Origin of the sequence: Bacillus mojavensis (assembly GCF_012648005.1) — a bacterium.
GTDB lineage: Bacteria > Bacillota > Bacilli > Bacillales > Bacillaceae > Bacillus > Bacillus mojavensis.
In genome coordinates, this window is sequence record NZ_CP051464.1 from 1,031,386 (window position 1) to 1,048,095 (window position 16,710).

Below are 16,710 nucleotides of genomic sequence, written 5' to 3' on the forward strand. Positions count from 1 at the left end.
GAAAGATAGTGGTGAGAAATGTTTAACATTTTTTCCATCAGGGAAAACATAGTGAAAAAATGAAGGAGTGGCACAATGGAATATACCAGTATCTCAGACACAGGAATAAAAGCCTCCCGAATTGGACTCGGCACATGGGCGATCGGCGGAACCATGTGGGGAGGCACTGATGAAAAAACATCGATCGAAACCATCCGCGCCGCTCTTGATAAGGGGATCACACTGATTGACACCGCGCCGGCATATGGCTTCGGGCAGTCCGAAGAAATTGTCGGGAAGGCGATCAAGCAGCATGGGGCAAGAGATCAGGTTGTTCTTGCCACTAAAACGGCGCTGGATTGGAAAAACAATCAGCTGTTCCGCCATGCTAACAGAGCGAGAATTATACAGGAAGTCGAGGATTCCCTGCAACGGCTGCAGACAGATTATATCGATCTATATCAGGTGCATTGGCCAGATCCGCTTGTGCCGATAGAGGAAACGGCAGAAGTGATGAAGGAATTATATGATGCCGGGAAAATACGCGCGATCGGCGTCAGTAATTTCTCGGTTGAACAAATGGATACATTTCGGGCTGTTGCTCCGCTTCATACAATCCAGCCTCCTTACAATCTGTTTGAAAGGGACATTGAAGAGAATGTGCTCCCGTATGCGAAAGACAAACAGTTGACAACACTATTATACGGCAGTTTATGCAGAGGGCTGTTAACGGGAAAAATGACAGAAGATCATTCGTTTGAGGGAGACGATCTTCGAAATCACGATCCGAAATTTCAGAAGCCGAGATTTAAAGAATATCTTTCTGCAGTCAATCAATTAGAAGACTTGGCGAAGACACGTTATGGAAAATCTGTGATGCATCTGGCCGTGAGATGGATTTTAGACCAGCCGGGAGCGGGAATTGCCCTTTGGGGGGCAAGAAAACCTCAACAAATAGAGGCGGTATCAGAAATTACCGGCTGGACGCTGAGCAATGAAGATAAAAAAGACATTAATACCATTTTGAAAAATACGATATCAAACCCGGTTGGACCGGAATTTATGGCGCCTCCGACAAGAGGGGGGTATATAACAAAAAGCTGAGGATGATTCCTCAGCTTTTTGACGTTAAGAAAAGAGAAATCTTAAAAATTAGTACCAGGTAATAAAAAATGTTGTTATAATAAGTAACAGAAAGAATCATTGATTACGACAAAGGAAGTGCGATATGTATAAGTTTTGTGCAAATGCTTTAAAAGTTATTCTTTCTCTTCGCGGAGGAGTGAAGGTGTATAACAAAGAAAACCTTCCGGCCGATTCAGGTTTTGTCATCGCGTGTACACACTCTGGCTGGGTTGATGTAATCACACTCGGAGTCGGGATTCTTCCTTATCAAATACACTACATGGCGAAAAAAGAGCTTTTTCAAAATAAATGGATCGGTTCGTTTTTGAAGAAAATTCATGCCTTTCCGGTAGACCGGGAAAATCCTGGTCCAAGCAGCATTAAAACGCCGATTAAGCTGCTGAAAGAAGGAGAGATTGTCGGAATCTTCCCAAGCGGAACAAGAACTTCTGAGGATGTGCCTTTGAAGAGAGGCGCAGTGACAATTGCACAAATGGGGAAAGCACCCCTTGTTCCGGCTGCTTATAAAGGACCTTCAAGCGGAAAGGCGTTGTTCAAAAAAGGAAAAATGAAGCTGATTATCGGTAAACCTTTGCAGCAGGCTGATTTTGCCCATCTTCCGTCTAAGGAAAGGCTGGCGGCTATGACAGAGGCTTTGAATCACAGCATTAAAGAGCTTGAAAAGAAGCTGGAACAACTGTAATTCATGCACTCGCCAATATCCCGATTGTTTATAATTTCCTGGGCCATTAGCTATACTAAATGAGGAATTGATCATTGGGAAAGGTTATGGTTCATGAAAAAAATGATAATAGTTCGGGGCTGGAATTTTGGGAGCATCAACAGCATATCAGCTAGCCAAAATGGGTGCAGAGGTTCTGGTTATAGATCGGAAAGATAAGGGCCAGGCCACCCATGCAGCGAAAGGCATTATCTGTCCATGGCTGTCTCCTCGTCGTGATCAGGCTTGGTACCGGCTGGCAAAGGACGGAGCGCGCTTTTATCCTCGGTTCATAGAAGAACTTAGAAAAGAAGGCGAGACGGACATTGGTTATGCTCAAGTCGGTGCTCTTAGTATTCATCACGAGAAAGAAAAGATCGAAACGATCGAAAAACGTGTGCGGGAGCGTAAACAAGCTGCCTTGGAAATCGGTGAGATATCCTTTCTTCATGAAAAACAAACCGCAGATTTGTTTCCTCTGCTTGCTGAACGGTACCATTCTGTTCATATAAGCGGAGCCGCCCGTGTGGATGGAGAAGTGCTGCGAGATACATTATTGAGATCTGCTCAAAGAAACGGCGCAGTCATTTTAAAAGGTGATGCTGCGCTTCGACATCATTCGAATCGTGTCACAGGCGTAACTGTCGGTAATGAAATCTATTCTTCTGATGAGGTTATTGTTTGTGCCGGTGTTTGGGCAGACCAATTGTTAGCGCCTTTAGGCATTCATTTCAAAGTAAGTGCGCAAAAAGCGCAAATTGTGTATGTGCAGGTGCCGAATGTAAATCATATGGACAGCTGGCCTGCTGTGATGCCGCCCTCTAAAGAGTATCTTTTAGCTTATCATGACAATAGAATAGCTATCGGCGCGACACGTGAAGATGAGATAGGCGGACGTGATGTAAGGATAACGGCTGGCGGGCTGCAGGAACTTCTAAACAAGGGATTAGAAATGGCTCCCGGCTTAGCAAACAGCACCTTTCAAGAGGCAAGAGTCGGTTTACGCCCCTTTACACCAGGTGATGTGCCGGTGATCGGATCTCTTCCCGGCTGGGATGGGGTGATAGTCGCAAACGGTCTTGGATCGTCTGGTTTAACAATGGGCCCCTATATGGGGGAGCAGTTGGCGAAGCTGGCCCTTAGAATGGATTTGGATATCAATTTAGATGATTATGATATAAAAAAAGCAGCAGGAGTCCGATGATCACCTGCTGCTTTTTTTTGTGGTGTTTATATTTTTGATAATGAGAGCTGATCCTCTGGCAGTGCTTTAAGAGAGCCGTCATTATTTAATACAGAGCGCCATGTATAACGCGGTTCATAGCCAAGAACCTTTTTGGCTTTATCGATTGCCATCAGCGTTTCATATCCTTTTATATCTCTCTTTAAAGATACATCGGGGAAAAATCGTTTTACTAAGTCTTCACTAGGCTCTTTCATGATGGTATCGGGTGCAGTAATATGGAAGACGTCATTTCCGAGATTGTTTTTTTCGAGTGCTAGAAGGCAAGCATGTGCAGCATCCCTGACATCACAATACGCCCATGCATTTTTCTTTTGAATATCCTTTTGCTGCTCGTTCCAGTGCATGCCTGGGATTTTTTCGTACTCATCAGGCTCATATATATTCGCAAAGCGGAGAGTGACAATTTGTGTATTGATCAGCTTTGAATACATATCTGAGAGGATTTCGGTCAGCCGTTTTGCCATCGCATAAGATGACTTTACGATCGTTGGATGCTCCTCGTCTACGGGAAGGTAACTGAGCTCGTCCGGCACAAATGGATATCCCAGCACCGTTTCACTTGAAGCCCACACAAGCTTACGGATTTTAAAATCTTTACAGGCTTCCAGGATATTAAAATTAACAAGCATATTATTTTCAAATATCGCCTGGGAGGTATTCCTGACATCTGTAGGAATATTCCCAAGGTGAACTACAGCGTCGCAGCCCATGATTAGCTGACATACCTGGCCGTAATCCCGTAAATCTGCTTGAATAAATGTTTTCGATGCGGACTCTTCTTTTAATACTCTGTCTGATGCTGTCACATCATGGCCGGCCTCTAATAACGTTCTTACAGCCCAGCGTCCGATTTTACCTGCTGCTCCAGTTACGACAACTTTCATGTTTTCGCTCCTTTCTATAATGATGCGGAAATATTCGTTTTTCTCGCAGTTGCACCTTTTTAGAGTTCCCGCGGATGACCGATTTATTAGCAGCAGTTTTCAGAAGAGGGGTATGACAATGTCAAAAACGAACCAGAATAAAAAAGACACCTCAATAAAAGGTGTCTTTTTCAAAATTATGCTTCTTGCGACTCTCCAACTTCTATCAGCTCTTCTGCTGCGAGCTTTTTCACTTCAATATAAGCGACGTGGTGGCCGTCAATTTCATTAATAATAAATTCACAGCCTTCTTCGATAATAGAATCGTTCTTTTCCACATCGTATTTCTGAGTAAGGAACCAGCCGCCGATCGTATCGACTTCTTCATTCTCTAAATGAATGCCGAGCAGGTCGTTCACTTGGTCGATCAAGACTTTACCGTCCAGCATGTAATGGCCTTCGCCGATCTTGCGGATTTCGCTGATCTCATCAATATCAAACTCATCGCGGATTTCGCCAACGATCTCTTCAATAATGTCCTCTACCGTCACCAGTCCGGCAGTTCCGCCGTATTCATCTGACAGGATTGCCATGTGGACTCTTTCTTTTTGCATTTTGACAAGCAAATCATGGATTGGCGCAGATTCAATCACATGAATGATCGGATTCACGAATTGTGAGATGGTGGAATCAACAGAAACCTCGCCGCTGATGCAGGCCGTCAGCACTTCTTTAATATTAATAACCCCGATAATATTATCTTTATCGCCCTCTTCTACTGGGTAGCGGGTATATTTTTCAATTTGAATGATTTCCATCATTTCAGAAATCTTAATATCGTGCGGAAGGCTGACAATCTCGGTCCGCGGGATCATAATTTCTTTCGCGAGCCTGTCGTCAAATTCAAAGATTTTATTCACATATTTAAACTCTGACTGGTTAATTTCACCGCTTTTATAGCTTTCCGACAGAATGATTCTTAGCTCTTCTTCAGAGTGAGCCAATTCGTTTTCTGATACGGTCTCCAGGCCAAAAGCTTTTGTCAATAACCGTGCGGAATTGTTCAAAAGCCAGATGAACGGGAACATGATGCGGTAAAACCAAATCAGCGGTTTCGCAAACAGCATAGACACTGCTTCCGCCTTTTGGATGGCAACTGTCTTAGGTGCAAGTTCTCCGACAACAACGTGCAGGAACGTGATAATGGCATACGCCAAAATAAACGATATGATATGTGAAAGGGAACTTGGTACGTCCAATTGTACGAAAAGCGGATGAACAAGCCTTTCAATCGTTGATTCCCCTAAAACCCCTAATCCAATGGAAGTCAATGTAATTCCAAGCTGACACGCAGATAGATACTCATCAAGATGCGTGGTCACTCTTTTTGCGGCAATTGCTGCTTTATTTCCTTCCGCGATCAGCTGATCAATCCGTGAGCCTCTGATTCTGATAATGGCAAACTCAGATGCTACGAAAAATGCCGTCAGGGCAATTAAAACAGCGACTAAAATCAAATTCACTATGTCCAATTAGAACCTTCACTCTACAATGAGAATGAAGGTAACACCTCCTGTTAGTAAAATGGTTTTAACTTAACAGCAGCATAAATGATTGGAACACGGCGAGCTTTTCGGGCGTAAGTTTGCTTTTCAGCTCGTCACGATCCTCAGGCTTCAGCCGTTCAAACCGATGCAAGATCCCGGAGATGTTTTGATTCATATAATCAATTTCAGATGCCAGATTTCCAATTTCATCATGATCTATGGCTGAAGAGGGAAACTGGTTCTCCAGTCGATCTTTAATATCGGACAGGGCCAATCGCTGCTGCTTGCAATCTACAATAAATATGAGTCGTTTAAGTGCGTTTTCATCGTAGTAACGATAATTTGAACAGGATCTGGCCGGCGTCAGCAGACCAAGATTCGTATAATAATCAACTGTTCGTTTCGTTACTCCGGCAAGTGCCGCTAGTTCACTGATACGATAAGTCTCAGCCCCATCTAAATCCCTCCCAACCATCACGTTATAGTTATGAGAATAGTTTAATATATGAAGGGTGCCTTACACAAGTTTATTGTTTTTTCGGGAAGCCGGATATGGAAAAAGTGGCATCCGAATTCTGGTTGAAGTAACATAGATAGATAGAAAGTTCAATTTATATGTGCAGAAGGGACAGATGAGATTGGCTGGTTTATCGCGGGAAATTGAAGAGAACCTAAATAAAGGATCGTGGATTCGAAAGCTGTTCGATGAAGGAGCGAGACTGAAGAAAGAGTTCGGAAATGACCAGGTGTTTGATTTTTCAATCGGCAACCCGGTCGTTGAACCGCCTGAAGCCTTTACGAGAGCATTAATAGAAGAAGCTGAAAAAGGAAATCACGGATACATACAAAATCAGGGCCTTCCTGAAGCTAGAGAAAAAGTCGCGCAATTTCTGGCCGGCCGCTTTGCTGCCGAGTTTTCAGCTGAGCGTGTTGTCATGACAGTAGGTGCGGGCGGCGCATTGAATGTGGCGCTAAAAAGCATATTAAATCCGGGAGAAGAGGTCATCATTCTCGCTCCTTATTTTGCAGAATATAAATTGTATATTGAGAACTTTGGGGGGAAGGCTGTCAGCTGCCCGCTGACAGCCCGGTTCGAGATTGACATTGAAGCGGTAAGGCAGGCGATTACCCCGCAGACGAAAGGACTCATTCTGAATACACCTCATAACCCGACGGGAACCGTACTCAGCCAGAAAAATATAGATGATCTAGGCGCTCTGTTAAAAGAGATTGAAGAGACAAACGGCCAAACCATCTATGTACTGTTTGATGAACCGTACAGTCAGCTGATTTATGATGAAGAACTGGCAAATCCGTTTCAATCGTATCATCGTGTCATTTTGGCGAGTTCATTCAGTAAGGACCTCGGCATAGCAGGGGAGCGGCTCGGTTATATCGGCTTAGACAGCAGCATGCCGGATGCCGACCTTTTGATAAATGCTTTTGTGTACTGCAATCGAACGCTTGGGTTTGTAAATGCACCTGTCATGATGCAGCGGGCTGTGGCGAGAATGGATGATTTAAGAATAGACGCAAGCGCTTATAAAGAACGCAGAGATGTCATGGTTGACATTTTAAAGGAAGCCGGTTTTGAATTTGAAATGCCAAAAGGCGGTTTCTTCGTTTTTCCGAAGTCGCCAATTGAAGATGAAGTTGCATTTTGTGTGCATGCAGCGCAAAAGTATAAATTGTTAATTGTGCCGAGCAGCGGTTTTGGGATGAAAGGGCACTTCCGTTTATCCTTCAGTGTGCCGCTGGAGCAAATCAAACAATCACGCGACATCTTTATCGCTTTATATAAAGATTTTTTATAAGCCATCTCGCACAAAAAGATAACAGCGATCCCGAGGCTGTTATCTTTTTTATTTGACGTATGCCCCAGGCTTTGGCCCGTTTTTCAATTCCTGATTTTATCTCTCCCTCGAAAAAATAGCCAAATTCAACCATAACAGCAGAGCCGGCCTGAAGGTAGAAACCGTTTATAACGCAAACTGGTCGAGCCCATTCCTGGCCCTTGCCTGTGCTGTGTGACCAGACACATCTAGTAAGCATTTAAAAGCACACGTCATGGTCTAACAGTCAAACTGGCCTCAAACGAACTTTATCCTATGCACGCCGCCGAAGCAGATACGAGCGAATGAGCCGTACGAGCTTCAGCTTGAAAAACAGATATATGTCCGATATTTCAGTGAACAGCACCTTGCCCAATAATCTTGGCATCGTCTTGAAAGGCTATGCACGGATATCAAGAACCTGCTGGCCGGATGAATCAACAGGCTGTCCTATGATAGAAGTCTAAAAATTTAAAATCATTTTTGTAATGAGTTGTGTTACAATAAAATATACAATTTATAATCAAACTTTGACTTGGAGGTGGTATGATGGGGCCCTCTGCTTAGGCAACAATACACCGCGTACCTCAATGTTAAGGAAAAATGATTATATCAGGAGGTGACTCCTTATCCTTTAATGAGGGGATAAGGTTAAATGGACGATATTGACAGTCTGATTTTAATTGGTGTGCTCATTGCTTTCACTGCATTTTTCGTCGCAAGTGAGTTTGCGATTGTTAGAGTAAGGAGATCCAAAATTGATCAGCTTATAACAGAAGGAAACAAACGGGCGATACTCGCAAAGCGTGTCATTACAGATTTGGATGAATATTTATCTGCATCCCAGCTGGGCATTACAGTGACATCAATTGGACTCGGCGTGCTGGGGGAGCCGGCATTTGAACGGCTGCTGCATCCATTGTTTGAACCGCTCGGCCTGCCGGAATCGGTTTCTCATGCAGTCTCTTTTGCGGTCGCGTACGGCTTGATTACATTTCTGCATGTTGTTGTAGGTGAACTGGCCCCGAAAACGGTCGCGATTCAAAAGGCTGAACAGCTAACCTTGCTGATAGCGGGTCCGTTGCGACTATTCTATTTGCTTCTGTTTCCGTTTATTTGGATCCTGAATGGATCGGCGCGACTTTTATGCGGCATGTTTGGTTTGAAGCCGGCGTCAGAACATGAGGGTTCTCATTCTGAAGAAGAACTCAGAATGCTGTTGTCTGAGAGTTTAAAAAACGGAGAGATTAATCCGTCTGAATATAAATATGTAAATAAGATTTTTGAATTTGATAACCGCATTGCCAAAGAAATTATGATACCGCGGAAGGAAATGGCCGCTGTATCAACGGATATGACGATGGCAGAGATGCTGGAGGTTATGCTGAAAGAAAAATACACCCGCTGGCCTGTCACAGATGGGGACAAAGACAGTGTCATCGGCTTGGTCAATACGAAGCATTTGTTTTCTGACTTGCTGTTTATGACAGAAGAGGAAAGAATGAAAATGACGATCCATCCGTATGTGCGGCCAGTGATCGAAGTCATTGAAACAATTCCGGTTCATGATCTGCTGATTAAAATGCAGCGTGAACGCATTCATATGGCGATTTTGTCGGATGAATATGGCGGAACCTCGGGACTTGTCACGACAGAGGACATTCTTGAAGAAATTGTCGGCGAGATCAGAGATGAATTTGATGAAGACGAACAGCCATTGATTCAAAAGCTTGGCGATCGCCATTATGTTATGGATGGAAAGGTTCGCATGGATCAGGTGAACAGCCTTCTCGGCGCGTCGATTCAAGAAGACGTGGACACTATCGGCGGGCTGATATTGAAAGAAAACATTGATATTGAGACTGGCGAATCCATTCGCATCGGATCATATACAATAAAGGTGCTGAAGATGGATGGCCGTTTGATTAAGCAAATAGATATAAAAGAAGAAATCAGCCAGACATCCGGGATTACGGCCCACCATACGCTGCCGATGCCCGAGCCAGTCATGCTGAACAGTGCAACCTTGAGCGAGAAATAAGCTCAAGGTTTTTTTATGTCAGCAGCGTCCAGCCGCACCAAAACGCCAAAAGGGACCCGCAAAGCGTTAAACCGATGTATAGGATACTTTCCTTTACACGCTTGGCCAGCAAAAGCTGAACACTTTCAACGCTGAAAGTGGAAAACGTGGTAAAGGCGCCAAAAAAGCCGGTGCCGATGATGAGTGCTGCAGATGAATTTGTCACATGAAGCCCTGTAAAAAGCCCAAGACCGAGGGCACCCAGTATATTAACGGTTAATATGCCGACTGGAAAACGAAGGCTTTGCGTTTTAGATGTTATGATGTTGCCAAGCCAAAAACGCAGCACAGCACCGAGTCCTCCCGCTGCGAAAATACCAGCCAGTGTCATCATTGCTTCCGCTCCTTTCCGATTTGAAATTGGGCTATTCGCCGTCCTGCCAAAACGCCGAAGAGCGCAAGCCCGATTCCTGATATGAATGAGACCGCCATATACAAAACAGCTAATGACGAATGCGATTGCAACAGCATGACCGTTTCTTTAGAAAACGTTGACATGGTTGTAAAGCCTCCGCAAAAACCGGTGCCTAAAAAAGCCGATAGCAAAGGCCGTTTCGCCCTAATCATAAAAAAACCGGTCAGAATGCCTAAAAGAAGGCTGCCTGCCGCGTTCTCCAGCCAAGTTGCAGCCGGAAATATATTATTGTTTATGCCGATGTTACATCCGTATCGGAGACAAGCGCCAAGGCCGCCTCCAATAAAAACTGCACTATATCTATTCATGTTTTCCATCCTTTAATACGTAGTCCGGGTAGTCTGTGACAATCCCGTCGACGCCCATGGCCTGCAGTTTGGCTGCTGTTTTCTGATGCTTTACTGTCCATGCAAACACTTTTAATCCATTTTTATGGGCGGAAGCGATCATGAGACGATTGAGACGTGTGTATTTGATATTGATATAATTTGCGAAAGCTTTGCAGGCTTTCAACTGATTTCTGGACAGCATGCCAAAATTCGGTCTTGTAATAACGGCTGTCGGAATCGATGGATAAAGCTCGCGGAACCTTTGGATGGAACGGAAACCAAAGGATTGAACAATATTGTTAATAGAAAAAGAAAATTGTCCTAACAGCTGTCCCACTTCTTCTTCAATCCCGATTTGCGAAGGGTGGCCCTTTAGTTCAATTAAAAGGCCGATTTTTTTGTGGTAGCGCTTGAGCACCGCCTCCAGAGTTGGGATTTTTTCTCCTTGAAAAGCGGGGCCGTACCAGCTTCCTGCATCAAGTGCCTGCAGCTCCTTCAGTGTAAAATCCTTAACAAAGCCTGAGCCGTTTGTTGTCCGGTCCACTCTGTCATCGTGTATAACGACAATCTGCCTGTCTTTTGTAAGCTGGACATCCAGCTCAATCATATCTGCATTCATTTCTGCCGCGAGATCAAATGCAGCAATTGTATTTTCGGGAGCGTAGCCGGATGCTCCGCGGTGGGCAATGGTGTACAAGCTTGTCAGCTCCTCATATGGGCATTTCTGTTATTGTATCAAATCCATATATGCGCCGCGATACCAACTTGTGAATTTTTTTCTGTCATAGTTGAATAGTCCAGGCTGACCGCAACGTATAACTGAAATAGGAACACCCATCGTATCCAAGCATACTTCTACAGAAAAATAGTGCTTTCGACATATTCACAAAATATTCTGTTACTTTATAATAGCAAAAAAGGAGGCGAGATCATGGGAAAAGGGAGAATCAGAGTGGAGGAAAGAATTAAGGCCGAAACAGATGCTGAAATGCAAAAAGCAACTCTCCTTGATCAGACACAAACGAAAAAAAAGTAAGTGACTGTCCCTATTGAATCTGGCTGAATGGTTAAAATGAGAAATTGCCCCGGCGCTCCGCCGGGGTTTTGTATGTTATAAAGAAGACATTTAGAGGAGCATTTTGCCGAATGTTTTAGTATAATAAACATTCGATTGGGATAGAGGGGAGACTGCCATGCTAGATTATCTGCAGCAATATTTCACGCTTGATAAAATCATTCAAACCGGCATCAGTTTGGCAATTTTGCTGTTGTTTCTTATACTAAGAAAATTGTTTACAAGATATCTCTTTAATTTGCTTTTTAATATGACAAACAAACCGAAAACTGAAATTTTTAAACAGGTGGTTGTGGCATTCGATAAGCCTGCCAGATGGTTTTTTGTTGCCTTAGGGCTGTTTTTGGCGATCCGTTATTCACCGTTTTTAGATGAGCAGATGCCGCTGATCAGCAAAATATATCGCTCGCTGATTGTAGCGCTGTTGTGCTGGGGGCTTTGTAATTTGACTGCTACATCATCTTTTATTTTTCATAAAGTGAATCAGCGCTTCGAACTGGATATGGATGACATTCTGGCGCCGTTTTTGTCTAAACTGCTCCGTTTTGTCATTATAGCGCTCAGTGTGAGCGTGATCGCCCAGGAATTTAATTATGACGTCAATGGGTTTGTGGCTGGTCTTGGGCTTGGCGGATTGGCTTTTGCGCTAGCTGCAAAAGACACGATCAGCAACTTCTTTGGCGGGATCATCATTATCACTGAAAAACCGTTTACAATCGGTGATTGGGTGGAAACGGCAACAGTGACGGGATCTGTAGAGGATATTACCTTCAGAAGCACAAGATTCAGAACAGCGCAGGGTGCGCTAGTAACGGTGCCAAATTCCACGCTGTCGATGGAAGCCATCACGAACTGGACGAGAATGACCAAGCGCCAGATTACGTTTTCCATTCATGTATCCTACGCTACGCCGATTGAGAACCTTGAACGCTCTATTCGTTCTCTCAGAACAATGCTCTTGGAGCATGAGGGCGTTCATAATGAAACGATCATGGTCAATTTTGATACGTTTGCCGACAGCTATTACAATTTATTTTTCAACTTCTATACAAAAACAACGGTTTGGGCTGAAAACCTCGATATTAGAGAGGACATCAACTATAAAATCATCGAAATCCTTGGCGCAGAGGGTGTCGAGTTTGCATATCCCGGCCAAATGGTTGTTGTAAAGCAAAAGCACCAAAACGATCCGTTTCAAGTGAATCTAAATAAAGAGGAAAAGGAACGGGCATAAAAAAGAAAGACTTCGTCTGCAAAGAGGCGAAGTCTTTTTCATGGTAAAATAAGAGAAAACATGACTGTAAGGCGGTGTTGAATTGGAAGCATTCAGAAACATGCTGAATGAAGCACAGCGAATTGTCGTGCTGACCGGAGCGGGAATGAGCACAGAATCAGGCATACCCGATTTTCGCTCAGCCGGCGGCATCTGGACTGAGGATGCCTCAAGGATGGAGGCGATGAGCCTCGATTATTTTTTAAGCCAACCGCGTCTGTTTTGGCCAAAGTTCAAAGAATTGTTTCAAATGAAGTTGAGCGGGAGCTTTGAACCGAATGAAGGGCATTTGCTTTTGGCTGAACTGGAGAAACAAGGGAAGCAGGTGGATATATTCACACAAAACATTGACGGCCTTCATAGAAAAGCCGGCAGCAGACATGTATACGAATTGCATGGCTCTATCCAAACAGCGAGCTGTCTCTCATGCGGCGCCCGATATGATCTCCCTCATTTGCTGAAGCATGATGTGCCGGAGTGTACTGCGGTCGGACATGACGGTGAGGTGTGCGGAACGGTATTAAAAACCGATGTCGTTCTGTTTGGCGATGCCGTTTTGCATTTTGACACGCTTTATGAAAAGCTGGATAAAGCCGACCTATTATTGGTAATCGGCACGTCTCTTGAAGTTGCTCCCGCCAGATTTGTGCCTGAGGATGCAAGCCGGATTCCAGGCATTAATAAAGCTATTATTAACCTGGAGCCGACGTACTGCGACAGTTTGTTTGATTTCGTCATCCATCAAAAAATCGGAGAGTTTGCCCGGAGCTTGGGCATAAAAAAGTGAGGCCGCAGATAAGCGCCTCACTTTTTTATTCGTGAACAGGAACCATTGTGTTTTTTAACACACCGAAGGAATAGCCCTTTTCTTTCAGTTTATGGATGAGCACCGGCAGTGCGTTTACTGTAGCAGGAAGATCGTGCATGAGAATCACATACGGCCGATTTGAATGGCTGTGTTCCATATTGTCAAGCTGCTGCAGTACTTCTGCTACGTATGTTGAGTTGCGGTATTTCCAGTCCATGCTGTCAATCGTCCAATCCCAGTATACAAAACCGTCTTTTTCTAGATTGCGAATTTGTGAATCTGTAAGAGACGGCTTGCTCCCGTAGGGCGTTCTGACGAGATCGGTGCGATAGCCTGTAATGCTTTCCAGTGTGCCACGTGCCTGCTGCATTTCTTTTAGCGGCGATGTCGGCGTTTGATAAAACAATTTGTTATTATGCGTGACTCCGTGTAAGCCGAGTGCATGCCCTTCATTTTCGGCCCTTTTAACCGCGTGTTTGAATTCGTTCATTCGCGGTGACAGCATAAAAAATGTCGCCTTTACATCGGCGCTTTTCAATACGTCCAGCAAGCGGTTTGTATAGGCTGATGGGCCATCATCGAATGTTAAGTAAACCGTTTTGTCTCCCATATTCTGTTCGGTCTGCAAATGTTTTATCAGCAGGCCTGGGGAGTCGTCTTTCAGCTTCAGGCTTTCCTTCTCATCACGAAGCTGACTGTTTGTTGTGACAGTGATTTCTTTTGCTTTCGAGGAGCTGTTGGAATAACCTAAAATCACCATAAGCAAAAGCAGCACACATAAAACTGCTAAACTTGCAAATTTAAAAGCAAGCGAAACTGCAGAAGGAGAAGCGTCTCCTCTCGTTTGTCGCATATCAATCTCTCCAGTGGCATAAAATCTCTACATACCGCTGTATTGGCAGCCCAGAAGGTGCCATTGTTTACAACCTATGTATTACGAGTCAAGTATACAGGAATAAAACTGGAAAGAACATAGAAAAAATGTCGAAATGTCGGATTTTAAGGAAAAAATAATCTCCTTCCCAGCTATCGAGCTCTTGATCTTTCTGTTTTTCAGCTGGTTTGATATGGTAGAATGAGTGACAATGACAGCTTGATTAGACATCATGATAAATACGAAAAAGGGAGGGCTTATATGAAGATTTTAGTTAATGGCCAGCTGGTGGAGCGGAACGAGGCATCCATTGATGTGGAAGATCGCGGTTATCAGTTTGGAGACGGAATCTACGAGGTTATCAGGGTGTATAAAGGAATATTATTCGGCTTACGCGAGCATGCGGAGCGTTTATTCAGAAGCGCGGCTGAGATCGGAATTTCACTGCCGTTCAGTTTAGAAGATTTAGAGTGGGACCTGCAAAAGCTTGTGCAGGAAAATGCGGTCAGCGACGGAGCGGTTTACATTCAAACCACCAGAGGGGTTGCTCCGCGAAAACACCAATATGAAGCTGGGCTTGAGCCGCAGACGACTGCCTATACATTTTCTGTTAAAAAGCCGGAACAGGAGCAGGCATATGGCGTTTCTGCCATCACGGATGAGGATCTTCGCTGGCTGAGATGCGATATCAAAAGTCTGAATTTACTGTATAATGTGATGGCAAAACAGAAAGCCTATGAAGCGGGAGCATTTGAAGGCATTTTAATAAGAGACGGAATTGTTACAGAAGGTACATCTTCTAATGTTTATGCCGTTTTAAACGGTACGGTGCGGACGCATCCGGCTAACCGAATGATTCTCAATGGGATTACACGAAAGAATATTTTGGATCTCATCGTAAAGAACGGCATAGAGCTTGATGAAAAGCCCGTTACTGAGGAAGAGCTGAGACAGGCGGACGAAATCTTTATTTCTTCAACGACGGCAGAAATTATTTCGGTTGTGACGCTTGATGGGAAATCAGTCGGAAGCGGAGTGCCCGGACCGGTGACAAAACAGCTGCAGGCGGCTTTTCAAGAATGCATTCAGCAGGCAGCCCGCGTATCATTTTAATGATAAAAAAGAGCCCGCTTTGCAAGCGGCGCTCTTTTTATTTTTTTACATATCCAACTAGAATCGAGATCATCGGGGATATATAGAGGAAGAATGCAAATGGGATATAATCAATGACGGGAACACCAAGCGCGGTTGCCATAAAAGCCCCGCTGACGCCCCAAGGGATCAATGGATTAATCAAGGTTCCGCCGTCCTCTAATGATCTTGATAAAAACTTCCGCTGAATGTTTTGTTTGTCATATAAAGACTTAAAAGATTGTCCTGGAATTAATATAGATAAGTACTGTTCGCCTGTTGCAAGATTGACACCGATACTTGAGCAGACAGTTGCTGCAATGAGACTGCCCTTTGAACGGATTCCTTTCATCACACCCTCCAATAGTGCGGAGATCAGGCCGATTTTCTCCATTAAACCGCCGAGTGCAAAAGCGATCATAATAAGAGAAACTGAGCCCATCATGGATTGCAGTCCGCCTCTGTTGATGATTTTAGCGGCTGCCTCATTGTCAGTTTCGAACATGGTGCCATTTTGCAGGGCTGACATAAAAGCCTGAATGCTGCTGTCGGGAACGAAAATGGCTGTCAAAATTCCCGAGGAAATAATACCGGCAGTCAGAACGGGAATAACGGACACGCGCTTAATCGCCAGCAAAACAACTAAGAGCGGAGAAAGAAGCGCCCACGGTGTGACATTTGCCGCATCTTTTATTCCGGCAATAACGTGTGCAATATCATCTGTTGAAGCAGCGTCCGCTGAGACTGATAAACTAAGAAAGTAAAAAAGGACAACAGTGATCAGCAAGGCGGGAATGGTTGTGCCCATCATGTGGCGAATGTGTTCAAAGATCGATATTTCGCCTATACCCGCAGCAAAATTTGTTGTATCAGACATCGGTGACATTTTATCACCAAAGCAGGCTCCGCAAATGACTGCCCCTGCCGTCCATTCGAGCGGAACGCCTGCCGCGCTTGCCACGCCGATCAGTGCCACGCCAATTGTACTTACTGTTGTCAGGCTTGAGCCGACAAGTGTGCTGATGATCATGCAGGAAAACAAAGCAGTCAAAAGAAGGTGGCTCGGTTCAATAAAGGACAATGCATAAACAGTAACGGACGGTATGGCGCCGCTGTACATCCAAGCGCCGATTAAGATACCGATCAGCGCCAGAACGATAATCGGCTGTACACCGTTTTTAATCCCGCTAACAATTCCTTTTTCAAGGCTGTTCCAGGAAAAACCGTACCATAAACCGGCTGCTGAAAGCAGGACAACGCATAGGAACAGCGGGATATGCGGTTCTGTATGAAGAAAAAATAAGCAGGAGATAATGACTCCTAACATGAATATAAATAAACCGACGGCTAACGGAAACGTCAGCTTTTTTTGAGAATCCAAAACAACACCCCATCATTTTCTTTAATGCTTT

At 44.4% G+C, this 16,710-nt stretch carries 16 protein-coding genes and 1 pseudogene; 9 read left to right on the forward strand and 8 right to left on the reverse strand.

The window, feature by feature from the left end:
- Nucleotides 1-75 precede the first annotated feature (75 nt).
- The 3 genes and pseudogenes from HC660_RS05300 to HC660_RS05310 all read left to right on the forward strand — a co-directional run bounded on the left by HC660_RS05300 (nt 76) and on the right by HC660_RS05310 (nt 3,029).
- Nucleotides 76-1,083: an aldo/keto reductase gene (locus tag HC660_RS05300; protein WP_168747303.1), complete on the forward strand. Its 1,008-nt coding sequence runs from the start codon at nt 76-78 to the stop codon at nt 1,081-1,083.
- A 124-nt stretch (nt 1,084-1,207) separates the two neighbouring features.
- Nucleotides 1,208-1,807: a 1-acylglycerol-3-phosphate O-acyltransferase gene (locus HC660_RS05305; protein WP_010333551.1), complete on the forward strand. Its 600-nt coding sequence runs from the start codon at nt 1,208-1,210 to the stop codon at nt 1,805-1,807.
- Nucleotides 1,808-1,900: 93 nt separating this feature from the next.
- Nucleotides 1,901-3,029, forward strand: a pseudogene (locus tag HC660_RS05310) (NAD(P)/FAD-dependent oxidoreductase).
- Nucleotides 3,030-3,055: 26 nt separating this feature from the next.
- Here the strand turns inward: HC660_RS05310 and HC660_RS05315 are convergent.
- The 3 genes from HC660_RS05315 to HC660_RS05325 form a co-directional block, all read right to left on the reverse strand.
- A complete protein-coding gene (locus tag HC660_RS05315) occupies nt 3,056-3,955 on the reverse strand; it encodes an NAD-dependent epimerase/dehydratase family protein (RefSeq protein WP_010333553.1) in 900 nt (299 codons plus the stop codon).
- 176 nt (nt 3,956-4,131) lie between these two features.
- Nucleotides 4,132-5,466, reverse strand: a complete 1,335-nt coding sequence (locus HC660_RS05320; protein ID WP_010333554.1) for a hemolysin family protein — start codon at nt 5,464-5,466, stop codon at nt 4,132-4,134.
- A 58-nt stretch (nt 5,467-5,524) separates the two neighbouring features.
- Nucleotides 5,525-5,956, reverse strand: coding sequence for a Cu(I)-responsive transcriptional regulator (locus HC660_RS05325; RefSeq protein WP_010333555.1), 432 nt, complete (start codon nt 5,954-5,956; stop codon nt 5,525-5,527).
- Between the two features lie 157 nt (nt 5,957-6,113).
- Between HC660_RS05325 and HC660_RS05330 the strand changes: the two genes are divergently transcribed.
- Nucleotides 6,114-7,295, forward strand: coding sequence for a pyridoxal phosphate-dependent aminotransferase (locus HC660_RS05330; RefSeq protein ID WP_168747304.1), 1,182 nt, complete (start codon nt 6,114-6,116; stop codon nt 7,293-7,295).
- Nucleotides 7,296-7,968: 673 nt separating this feature from the next.
- The gene (locus HC660_RS05335; RefSeq protein WP_168747305.1) at nt 7,969-9,354 is read left to right on the forward strand and encodes a hemolysin family protein; all 1,386 of its coding nucleotides are present in this window, start codon (nt 7,969-7,971) and stop codon (nt 9,352-9,354) included.
- 13 nt (nt 9,355-9,367) lie between these two features.
- Here the strand turns inward: HC660_RS05335 and crcB are convergent, their stop codons facing one another.
- Genes crcB through HC660_RS05350 form a run of 3 tightly spaced genes read right to left on the reverse strand, consistent with a single transcriptional unit; the run spans nt 9,368 to nt 10,834 of the window.
- On the reverse strand, nt 9,368-9,724 hold the full coding sequence (gene crcB, locus HC660_RS05340) for a fluoride efflux transporter CrcB (RefSeq protein WP_103672399.1): 357 nt from the start codon (nt 9,722-9,724) through the stop codon (nt 9,368-9,370).
- Entirely contained in the window at nt 9,724-10,116 is a 393-nt protein-coding gene (locus HC660_RS05345) for a fluoride efflux transporter FluC (protein WP_168747306.1), read from the reverse strand. The genes crcB and HC660_RS05345 overlap by 1 nt, the downstream gene beginning before the upstream one ends.
- A complete protein-coding gene (locus tag HC660_RS05350) occupies nt 10,109-10,834 on the reverse strand; it encodes a glycerophosphodiester phosphodiesterase (RefSeq protein WP_010333560.1) in 726 nt (241 codons plus the stop codon). Before HC660_RS05350 ends, HC660_RS05345 begins: the two co-directional genes overlap by 8 nt.
- Nucleotides 10,835-11,068: 234 nt before the next feature.
- On the opposite strand from HC660_RS05350, the gene HC660_RS05355 reads away from it, so the two are divergent.
- The 3 genes from HC660_RS05355 (at nt 11,069) to HC660_RS05365 (ending at nt 13,272) form a co-directional block, all read left to right on the forward strand.
- The gene (locus HC660_RS05355; protein WP_168747307.1) at nt 11,069-11,173 is read left to right on the forward strand and encodes a YhdX family protein; all 105 of its coding nucleotides are present in this window, start codon (nt 11,069-11,071) and stop codon (nt 11,171-11,173) included.
- A gap of 157 nt (nt 11,174-11,330) precedes the next feature.
- On the forward strand, nt 11,331-12,446 hold the full coding sequence (mscY, locus tag HC660_RS05360) for a small-conductance mechanosensitive channel protein MscY (protein ID WP_010333561.1): 1,116 nt from the start codon (nt 11,331-11,333) through the stop codon (nt 12,444-12,446).
- 82 nt (nt 12,447-12,528) lie between these two features.
- Nucleotides 12,529-13,272: an NAD-dependent protein deacylase gene (locus HC660_RS05365; protein ID WP_010333562.1), complete on the forward strand. Its 744-nt coding sequence runs from the start codon at nt 12,529-12,531 to the stop codon at nt 13,270-13,272.
- Between the two features lie 25 nt (nt 13,273-13,297).
- Here HC660_RS05365 and HC660_RS05370 read toward each other — a convergent pair whose 3' ends face one another.
- Nucleotides 13,298-14,146: a polysaccharide deacetylase family protein gene (locus HC660_RS05370; protein WP_168747308.1), complete on the reverse strand. Its 849-nt coding sequence runs from the start codon at nt 14,144-14,146 to the stop codon at nt 13,298-13,300.
- A gap of 282 nt (nt 14,147-14,428) precedes the next feature.
- On the opposite strand from HC660_RS05370, the gene dat reads away from it, so the two are divergent.
- Nucleotides 14,429-15,280: a D-amino-acid transaminase gene (gene dat / locus HC660_RS05375; protein WP_168747309.1), complete on the forward strand. Its 852-nt coding sequence runs from the start codon at nt 14,429-14,431 to the stop codon at nt 15,278-15,280.
- A gap of 37 nt (nt 15,281-15,317) precedes the next feature.
- On the opposite strand, the gene nhaC is transcribed toward dat, so the two are convergent.
- On the reverse strand, nt 15,318-16,679 hold the full coding sequence (gene nhaC / locus HC660_RS05380) for a Na+/H+ antiporter NhaC (RefSeq protein WP_168747310.1): 1,362 nt from the start codon (nt 16,677-16,679) through the stop codon (nt 15,318-15,320).
- Nucleotides 16,680-16,710 lie beyond the last annotated feature (31 nt).